Annotated in this window: 5 protein-coding genes; 3 read left to right on the top strand and 2 right to left on the bottom strand. The window is 45.5% G+C overall.

All coding sequences use genetic code 11. The features are described from left to right. Positions 1-3954 (bottom strand): PAS domain S-box protein, encoded by a 3954-nt coding sequence (locus QUA34_RS00235; RefSeq protein WP_333383125.1) that lies wholly within the window; start codon positions 3952-3954, stop codon positions 1-3. Between the two features lie 296 nt (positions 3955-4250). Between QUA34_RS00235 and QUA34_RS00230 the strand changes: the two genes are divergently transcribed. From QUA34_RS00230 to QUA34_RS00220, 3 genes are all read left to right on the top strand, one after another. Beyond that, a complete protein-coding gene (locus QUA34_RS00230) occupies positions 4251-4463 on the top strand; it encodes a hypothetical protein (RefSeq protein WP_333383122.1) in 213 nt (70 codons plus the stop codon). A gap of 128 nt (positions 4464-4591) precedes the next feature. Then, entirely contained in the window at positions 4592-5182 is a 591-nt protein-coding gene (locus QUA34_RS00225; RefSeq protein ID WP_333383119.1) for a cytochrome b, read from the top strand. A 180-nt stretch (positions 5183-5362) separates the two neighbouring features. Next, on the top strand, positions 5363-6547 hold the full coding sequence (locus QUA34_RS00220) for an anion transporter (protein ID WP_333383117.1): 1185 nt from the start codon (positions 5363-5365) through the stop codon (positions 6545-6547). Between the two features lie 57 nt (positions 6548-6604). Here the strand turns inward: QUA34_RS00220 and QUA34_RS00215 are convergent, their stop codons facing one another. Further along, a complete protein-coding gene (locus QUA34_RS00215) occupies positions 6605-10345 on the bottom strand; it encodes an alpha-mannosidase (RefSeq protein WP_333383114.1) in 3741 nt (1246 codons plus the stop codon). Positions 10346-10406: the final 61 nt, after the last annotated feature.

The following is a 10406-nucleotide window of genomic DNA, read 5'->3' as shown; positions in this document are numbered from 1 at the left end:
CTACTCATTAATAGCCACTCGATCGCGCCCGCCAGACTTAGCTCGATACAGTGCCTTATCCGCCGCTTCAATCAACATTTTCGGGGAGTTTTGACTTTGCGAAACGCCCGCCACTCCCAAGCTGAGAGTCACACAATCACTGACAACAGACTTGATGTGGGGAATGGCCAATGCTTTGACGCGGCTGCGGATTGCCTCCGCAACCGCCTGTGCAGCGACGACATCCGTATTTGGCAAAATTACCCCAAATTCCTCGCCGCCGTACCTAGCAGCCAAATAGAGGCGTTCTGCGGGTGCCTTTGTGCAAGCATCCCCGATCGCCCGCGCCACTTGCTGCAAACAAGCATCCCCGGCTTGGTGGCCGTAATTGTCGTTGTAAAGTTTAAAACAGTCAATGTCGCACAGAATCAAAGATAGCGGTTCCGAAGAGCTCGACTGCTCCCATTCTCGGTTGATCACCTCGTCAAAACGGCGGCGGTTAGCTAGTTGAGTCAGACTGTCCAAATTCGCCAACCCGTCCAACCGCTGGTTGGCCGCAGCTAGCTGCTGGTAAAGTAAAGATTGTTCGATCGCGATCGCAACTTGAGTACCCAACTGACTCAGCAAATCCACATCAAACTGCTGCCACTGGCGGGGTGCCGAACAGTGGTGGGCAATCAGCAAACCCCACAACTTCGGCACTTGACAAGAACCGTTCCCTTCCCTAGGTTCTATTCCCTGCTGGACAATCGGCACCACCAAATTTGCCTTCACCTGACAAGTCTCCAAAAAATTCAGGTGACACTCGCTCAAATTAGAAGCATGAATATCCTCTATGGCGCGAATGCGGCCCTTTAAATACTGTCCGATGTAACTATTGGCAAAACAGCAATCGTCAATTCCCATCCCTTTGAGTGGCATCCATCCTTCTGCAACCGACTCCACCACCACATCTCCGTTCCAGTCTGGTCGGAAGCGGAAAATCAGCACGCGATCGGTTGCCAAAAACTCCCGCACTTCCGCTACTGTAGTGTTGAGAATATCTTGGAGATCCAGAGAAGAACGAATGCGCGATTGAATCTGCCCGATCAGGCGTTCCCGTTCTATTTGTTGCCGCAGCGCGACTTGGGCTTGCTTACTTTTAGTAATGTCCCGACCTTCCGGCAGCAACAATACTATTTTGCCAGTTTCATCCGCGACAGGTTTGAGAGAAAAATCAACAATTGCCGTCCGATTTACACCTTGAACTTCCACTTCATAGCGGACAAATTCACCTTGTGCCGATCGAGAAATCGCCTCCTGCAACTGTTCCTGAACTTCCTCAGAATCTCCCCACCAAGGCAATAGCCAAAACGGTTTATTAGCCACATCCCGTAGCTTAATTCCCGCAAAATCTAGAGAAGTTTGGTTAGCTTCCAGCAGAGTACCGTCCGGTTTCAATAAGCTCACAAATTGGAAAGAAGAATCAAAAATTGCCCGAAAGCGCCTTTGAGAATCTCCCAACATTGCCGTCACTTTTTCGCGAGAGGTAATATCGCGGAAGCGCCACACCCTGCCAATAATATTTTGTCCGACTCTAATTGGCTGCGTGTAGCGCTCAAAAGTGCGGCCGTCTTTAAATTCTAGAATATCGCAACCTTCCGACTCCGCATCACTATAAAATTCTTTAACTCTCTGCAAAAAAGCCCTCGGATCTTTCACTTGCTTAGTGAGAAATGCCAGCCGCACCGTTCTATCCATTGAGTTTCTAACTTCTTCATAAATCCCCCACATTTGAACTAACTTTTCGTTATAACTAATCATTTCTCCGGCGGTAGTAACGGCGAGAATGCCGTCTGCCGTTGCTTCTAAGGTAGCGTGCAGCAAAGAGCGCGATCGCTCTAATTCTGCAGCGGTCAATTTGCGTTCCGTGAGGTCTCGGACTGCTTTCACCTGTACTAAACGACCTTCCCAAAATACGAATTTGCTGCGAACGTCAGCAGGAAAAGCAGTTCCATCTCGCTTAAGAAAAATAGTTTCACAGACTGTATTGCTGGCTGCTGAAATCATTTGCGGCGCCTGTTTGTATGATTTCGGCGACAGTAGTTCCAGCAAGCTCATTCCCACCATTTCCGCCGGTTCGTAACCGAAAAGTTGGGCAAAATTACTGCTGACGCTCAAAATTGTGTCGCGGTCAGCCACGGCAACTGCTTCAAAATAAGCTTCGCATTCGAGCAAGCGCGCTGCTGAGTAACTGCTGCCATTTTCGCCCGAGGAATAGCTGTTGTTAATTAGCTGTTGCAATTGCGTATTTGCCGAGTACAAAGCGGTCATGGCTTGCCTGTACATAGCAGTACGTTTTTCGACTTTTTGTGCGAGGCGATCGCGATATTCTCGCAGTTCTCTTTCGACTTTAATTAAATCAGTAATATCTACTGCAAACACGATTACACCAGCGACTTTACCTGTTTCATCACGGTAAGGTATTTTATCTGTCCGCACCCAGCATTTTTGACCCGAAACTGTTGGTAGCAGTTCGACTTGCCCCTGCTTGGGAATGCCGGAATTGATTACTTCCAAATCTTCTAAATAATATTGCTCTGCTTCGTCTGGATAGATTTCATAAAAAGATTTACCTTCTAATTGAGCTGCGGGCAAACCTCTTGATGCAGCGGCGGCTTGATTAATTCGCAGCAGGCGACTTTCGGTATCTTTGAGCCAAATCATCGCCGGCACGGAATCAAAAATAATTTGCTGTTCTTGTTGCTGCAGGCGTAGTTCTGCTTCTGCTTGTTTTCTTTTAATTATTTCTTTTTGCAGTTTTTGATTAGCTTTTTTGAGTTCAGCAGTGCGTCTTTCTACTCTTTCTTCTAGTTGATCGTAGTATTGGGTCAGCAAGTTTTGCTGCTGTTCGTGCCGCATTGCTTCTAATTTTAACTTTTCGCTAGCTGACAAACTTGAGGATACAAAATCTGCTAATATTTGGGTAAATTCGTGTTCTTCTTCCGTCCAATCACCGTCGGAACCCTGGCGTTCGGCGCTGACTATTCCCAACCTTTGACCTGCTAGCATAATCGGTACGTTTAACAGGGAGGTCGTTGCCTGATCGAGCAAATAAAGGCCGACAAGTTCTCGTGTTCTGGGGTCATTTTCTGCTGCCACAGTAGCGATCACACTTGCAGATTTTAAAGCTTGAAAATATGCCGGACAGTCGGATGCTGTGATGATGATTTGTACGGAATGGAGTTTAGTATTTTGTTCGTAAAGGTCGATACAGTGAAGCTGCGTTTTGTCTTCGCCATACAGCCAAATACTAGCTCGATCGCAGTTGACAATACTGACAGCGGTTTCTGTTACTTCGCGGATGAAGTCTTCTATATTGTGGCGTTCTTTAAGTTGACTTTTGGCTAATTTTGCGATCGCCAAAGTTGGACTGCGCCAATTTCCTCTCTGGTTGGGCGGCATGGGTGACTGCGAAGTGGCCTTAATTTCTTCGCAAACTAACAGTACAGCCGGTCGTTGGAAATTGGCAAGTGAGCGACCCTTGGTATTTTCATCTATTTTCCAATCTACCGCCGGCATTGGTCGCGCTGTTGCTTTTACCCTAATAATCTTGCCGTCTTTGCAAGTCAAGCAGCCTTCCCAACAGGCAATTTTTGGAGTTGGCGTACCGTTTTCCGGCTGGGCCAATCCGGCAAATTCTGCCTGCATTTTCCCTTGCTCTTGGCAGTAAAATATGTTAAAAATTGAATGACAAATTAATTCCTGCGATTTGTAGGCGAGGCGAGACGCGCCGAATTCATTTAGCGAAAAAACTCTTCCCAAAGCATCTAGAACGAAGTAAATGCCCGGAAAATTCTCGTAGAGAGTTCCATACCAATCTTGTTCGACTTGTTGGCTACACGAAAGTTTTGCTGTCGCGAAGTCGCCGTCGGTGTCGATCAAGTGAGAATAGTTGGTTTCGGGGTTGCTTGAATTACTTTTTTTAGCAAACACTTTTAGCTTAACTCGACTGTAATTAATTTTACTTTCTGGAATTTAACTTTTTTGTGAAACTAAATTAAACCTGTTGTTTGAAAAAAGTTACAATTTGTAACAAAAATACCACTTGTCCAGCACCCTGATTTTCGCTTCCCAATGCAACCACTGTGTTTGTTTGTAGTTGGTAGACCGTCTGCCGGCGATATTTCCCGCTAGTTGCAATACCAGCAGGTTTAGCTGCAATTACCCAGTCTGTACTTTTAGCATCCTAGACAATAAAAAAAATCGGCAATCAATAGTTTTAAGTATATATGATAACACTCAAATACCTAGTATTGGGACTGACCTACTTCGGATTCGGTTTGGGATATTTGCCGGGGCGGCGGATGAACCGGGCGGCGGTTGCAATTATCGGGTCAGCTTTTGTGGTGGCTTTGGGGATACTCGACCTGAAAACTGCTTGGGAGGCGATCGACCCAAGTACGATGTTTTGTGTTGGGAATGACGATCGTGAATATAGTTAATTAGACTGTTTAATAAATATTTGTAATAATTAAGTTAAGTAAATCTTATAAGGCACAATCGACCACGGGCTTTAGTCCTATAGTTTATACTTAATCTTGTGCAGCAAACGCTAAGGAGGTAAGAAAGAGTGAGTACCGTAAAACCCGCTGCGAAACCCAGACTTAATTCTGCGTTCAAACAATTGATGTCTTTACACTGGGTAATGTCAGCTTGCTATTTAGTGCTGTTTATTACCGGTACTTCTATGGCTCAATTGCCAGGAGAATTGTTTATTCGAGGCCCCCTTTACGATTTTCACAAATCCGTAGGAGTGCTGACAATGGCTTTACTGACTTGGCGGATTTTAACTCTGCTGCGGGTATGGTGGAAAAAATATACTAAACGCCTGCCAAAGTTTACGAAGGAATGGTACAAAAATTTTGCTCTGCACGCAACTTTGTACGTTTTTATGTGGCTAGTTCCGGTTGCTGGTTTCTTACTTTCTAACTCTTACAAAAGTAACAATGTGAAATTTTTCGGGATTCTTTTGCCGGATATGTTTCCGCAGAATTCCGCAATGGTTGAGGTGGGAAGGAGTTTGCATTTTTGGCTAGGGTACACGTTTTTAGCATTCGCGATTTTGCATATTTTAGATCAGAAGAAAGTTGTGAGGGCTAATTGGCGCAGGTTGGAAAATTTTGTTCGCACTAAGTTCGCAAAGTCTCAAAAGGTTGGATAAAGTTGCGATGAGGTACTATATCTAAATTGGTATTGATAAATTTACTGCAAAACTGGCTATTTTCCACGGCGATATTTAGCGCTAGTTGCAATGCCAGCAGGTTTAGCTGCAATTACCCGGTCTGTACTTTTAGCATCCCAGACAATGGAAAAAAGCGGCAATCAAGGATTTTAAGTATATATGATAACACTCAAATACCTAGTATTGGGACTGACCTACTTGGGATTCGGTTTGGGATATTTGCCGGGGCTGCGGATGAACCGGGCGGCGATTGCAATTGTCGGGTCAGGTTTTGCGGTGGCTTTGGGAATACTTAACCTCAAAACTGCTTGGGAGGCGATCGACCCAAATACGATCGTTTTTTTGCTGGGAATGATGGTCGTTAATTCGGCTTTGGGAGCATCGGGTTTTTTTCAACTCGCTTTGGAGTTTTTAACTCGCTTTACTCGTTCTTCTTTCGGCATTATGGTGGCAGTTACTTTTGGCAGCGGCATTTTATCGGCATTTTTTCTCAACGACACTACTGCTATTTTGCTGGCCCCTTTAACGCTGAGTCTGACTCGCTCTTTGTCTCTCAATCCTATCCCTTATCTTTTAGCTTTAGCCGGAGGTACTAATTTAGGTTCAGTGGCGACTGTGAGTGGCAACCCGCAAAATATTCTCGTCGGTTCTTTTTCGGGAATTAGTTATTTGGAATTTGCCCGGTCTCTCGCACCAGTAGCTTTAATTTGTTTGCTGGTTCAAGTAGCTTGGCTGTGGTTGCTTTATCCAGAATTGCGTTCTTGCAAATCTTTGCCGCAGGTTACTCAAGTCAGGTATCGATTGTTCAAGCCTTTGCTAGCAAAAAGTTTGTGGGTGACAGCAGCACTTTTAGTAGCTTTTTTAGCGGGTGCACCTTTAGCAGAATCTGCCTGGATAGCTGCCAGTATATTGTTAATTACTAGGCGCGTCAAGTCCGATCGCATTTTGCAAGGCGTCGATTGGAATTTGCTAGTAATGTTTGCAGGATTGTTTGTGGTGACTAAAGCCACTCAACAACTGGGTTTGTTGGACAATTTAACTAATTTGACTAATACACCGCTGAGTTTGTTGGGAGTTACCGTAATTCTTTCTAACTTAATTTCTAACGTACCGGCAGTGTTGGTTCTGCAATCGGTGATTGTCAAAACAGATACGCAAGCTTGGCTGTTGTTGGCAGCGGCTTCTACCCTGGCAGGGAATTTAACTTTGTTGGGTTCTGTGGCTAATTTAATTGTAGCTGAAGTCGCAGGACAATCAGGCGATCGGCTGACTTTTAAGGAACATTTGCGGTTCGGGCTGCCGCTGACTTTCGTTACTTTGGCAATAGCTTATTTTTGGATATAATTCGCAGAGCGATCGACACTACCCTAAGTTTTAGCATTTAACCTGCCAATAATCCCCTCATCTCTTCGCTTCCCCTTCTTCCTTCGCGCCTTCGCGGTTCGCTACAACTCCAAAACTCGCGATTTTCCAAGGCTCTATCTTAAATCCTCGCCCTTCGGGCAGCTTTTCAGAGAAATTGGCAGGTCGTTCTAACAAATCTACTGGCTCTACAATCTCTAATCCCAAATCACTCTTGAATTCTAACACAGCCTCCTTCCCCTCGGATTCGCAACAGCGCAAAATCCACACATTAGAATCGTCTTCCGATTGTTTAAACGCCATTAACACTAAATTGTCGGCAGACAAATTCAAGAATTTACCAACTGCGGGTAAACTCTTGTTTCGATTTTCTCCTAACTGCGGCAACACCTTTACTAGCAGCGGCAAATTCAACTCATAGCCGCGCCGAACTGTGCCGGCTTCTTGCCAATTTCCAGCGTGGGGATAGACTGCACAAGTAAATTCGGAAACTCCTACATCTGCTTGTTCATCCGGCCAAGTCGAACCCCGAAGCAATGTCAGCCGAATGCGATTTGGTTGAAGGTCGCAACCGTATTTGCAATCGTTGAGCAAACTCACTCCAAAACCGTCATTGCTGATATCAGTCCAGCGCAAAATCGGCACTTCCCATTTGGCTTTTTCGGCGGGTGTTTGCGGCTTGGTTGTGCGTGCGATCGCACCGCCGGGAATTTCGCAAGTTGCAAAATCTGCTTCTACATTTAACCCAAAGGCTGCTTTTACTAAAACGTGAGTTTCTTGCCAATCTGCAACTGTCTTGATTTTCAGCAGCGGCGAACCTATTTCTACTATATAATCTTGGCAAAACTCCGATTGGCCAATTTGTCGGACTACGCGCAAACTCTGCCGTATTTCTCCCTGTGCTATCCAAGAAATATCTTTGAGTATCGGCGCTGCTAGTTGATGTTTTTCATAATTTGGGTCTATGTTCCAAGCATCCCAATATTGGCCGCTGTCTTGAAATGCTTGCAGTTGATTTCCGCCTGCTGCATTCAGGACTTCTCGGTTATTTAGTTTATCCCAAATGCTGGATAAATTCCCAGTTTTGCCGTCTACTGTTGCCCGAATAAATTCATTTTCTAGAACCATTTGTGCGGCTGCAAAAGGCGTTTCTTGACTAGCTGTGTTTTTTTGTGCTATACCGTATGTAAGTTTTGATAACTCTGTCTTTTTTTCGGTTTCTGGACTCGCGGACGCATTATCCACAGTTTGAGGCTCTTCACGACACAGCCAAAACACCTGGTAGCCAACGGCGGGGAGATTATTTGCCCAGAATAACAGTGTAGATTGCGATTGCGGTCGATCGCCCTTGACAATCTGTGAAGCCAATCTCCGTCGGGAAAAATCGTAAATTTGCCAAGCTGAATCAACAGAATCGGGAAGCGGTACGGCGACAACCTCAGAGCGCGACCAATTGAGAGTATTGAAAATCAAAATCGGTTGAGCGTCGGGCTGCGGAGGATTCGGCAGAGAAATTTGAGCCGAGATTGCATCCAAAGATTTTAGCAGGATTTCGCGACAAGTGCGATCGACCTCGGCAAAGGCTATATTAGCATCGGCGTAGACTTGGGCGATCGCAGAACCGGGCAAAATATCGTGAAATTGGTTAAACAAAATTTGTTTCCAAGCTGATTCTAACTCAGATTTCGGATAAACCGCACCAGTACAAATAGTGGCCAGCGAAGACAACAACTCCGCTTGGTAGAGCAATTCTTCGCAGCGGCGGTTTTGGCGTTTTTGGTCTGCGCGAGTCGTGTAGCAACCCCGGTGGAATTCTAAGTAAAGTTCGTCTTTCCAAATGGGGAGAGTGCGCGGAATAGTTTTGATTTGTGAGATGGGAGGATTTGCATCCGAAATAGCCGACAACTTTGACAATTCTCGCGCCTGTAAATTCTCCTGGTTCTCGGATTCGGGAACATAACTTTCGGATTTAGTTCCCACAACTTCCGGCAAAAACTGACTCTCAATCAAAGACAAATAATCAACCGCTTTCGCAAACTCCAACTTCGGGAAAAAAGGCGACATTTTCCAGCGTTTCGCCACCTCCAACATATCACGAGTCGGGCCACCGCCGTGGTCGCCAACCCCAGGCAACCAAAGAGCATCTTGCAAATTAGTTTTAGCTTGCCAGTCAAAAGCATAACTTGCCATTTTCACAGATTCTATGCCTTCACCAATTGGAGGAGACATCATACTAAATATTTTAGTACCGTCCAACCCTTCCCACCAAAACGCACCGTGGGGAAATTCCGTTGTATCATTCCAACGCAACTTTTGCGTCACAAAATATTCAACTCCACCTTGTTGCAAAATCTGAGGTAATTGCCACCCAAAACCGAAAGTATCCGGTAGCCAAGCCACCCGCATCAATTCCCCAAATTTTTCTTTTGCGTAACGCTGTCCGTAAAAAACTTGCCGCACCATTGATTCAGCGGAAATCAAGTTTAAATCCGGTTCTACCCACATCCCGCCGACAACTTCCCAACAACCCGCCGCCACCTGTTTTTTAATCGCAACAAATAAGTCCGGGCGATGTTCTTCCATCCAAGCATAAAGTGCGGGAGTTGAATGGCAGAAAATTAAATCGGGAAACTCGGATTGCAATTTCAATACCGACTCAAAAGTTCGCTTTGCCGCTTCCCAAGTTTCCGGGACAGGCCACAGCCATGCTAAGTCTAAATGAGCGTGACCGACCAAATAGATTTTACTTGTATATATAGATGTCAGCTCACCACTTTCTCCTATATATATAGATGTAGAATTGCTATTTTCTCCAACCTCAAAAACATCCTCCCTTATTCCTCCCTCTGCGGACTCTGCGGCCTCTGCGGTTCCCCGATCTAAATCCCCAGAAAAAGATGTCAGTTCACCGCTTTCTCCTATATATATAGATGTAGAATTGCTATTTTCTCCAACCTGAGAAACTTCCTCTCTTCTTCCTCCCTCTGCGCCCTCTGTGGCCTCTGCGGTTCCCTCATCTAAACCCCCAGAAAAAGCCCGCAGATATCCCAGTAAATTGTGCCGCAAAACAGACAGCGAGCGATCGAACTTTTCGCGATCGCCCACCGCCGACCAATCAATCAAATCCATCGCCAAATCAATCTCAGATTTCAGCGTTTCCCCCTTGACAAACAGTGGGCGACTTGCTATTGTTTCAGTGGAGAGGTATTGGGAATTTACATTTTCTAAATTTCGATTTAGCGAATTCTGCAAAATCTCTAATTCGGCAGCCACAAAACCCGGATCGAAACAAGAAGAGTCCGCAGCTTCGTACAAACAAATCGATCGCACTAAAGCACCGTTATCGTGACCCGGACTTACCAACCGCAAAATTACTAAAAATTCATCTCCGGGATTGGCCGACGAACTCAACAAAACTCGATCGGCAAAATCAAATAAATCTCCCTGTCCGACTAACTCGCCGTTGACAAAAATTTGAGCATCTTCCGCCCACCAAGTCAAGCCCAGTAGCAACCGCAAACCAACGACAGGATAGCCGTGCAAATTGTCAGGAATTACCAATTGCTGACCCAAATACAAAACTTGCTTCCCCGACGGCCAAGCAATATGTCCTTTGCCGTTAAGTTCGGCAATCGGCTTGTTACAAATATTTACTGAAGAGACAGCAGAGTCAGAATCGCAGTACCTCCAACCAGACTGAACCTCCACTTGGCTGAGTCGGCGCAACTTCTCGACAGTGGCAGAAATATTGTTGCTAGCAGGTGACACAGAAGCGCTCATATTTAGCTAAACTAGGAATTGTGTATTAATCAAAAATCGGATTGAACCGCCCCGACGCAAA

It is taken from the genome of Microcoleus sp. POL10_C6, from assembly GCF_036701585.1.
Lineage (GTDB): Bacteria > Cyanobacteriota > Cyanobacteriia > Cyanobacteriales > Microcoleaceae > Microcoleus.
Note: the sequence above shows the minus strand (reverse complement) of the source record. Positions and strands in the feature narration are given on the sequence as shown.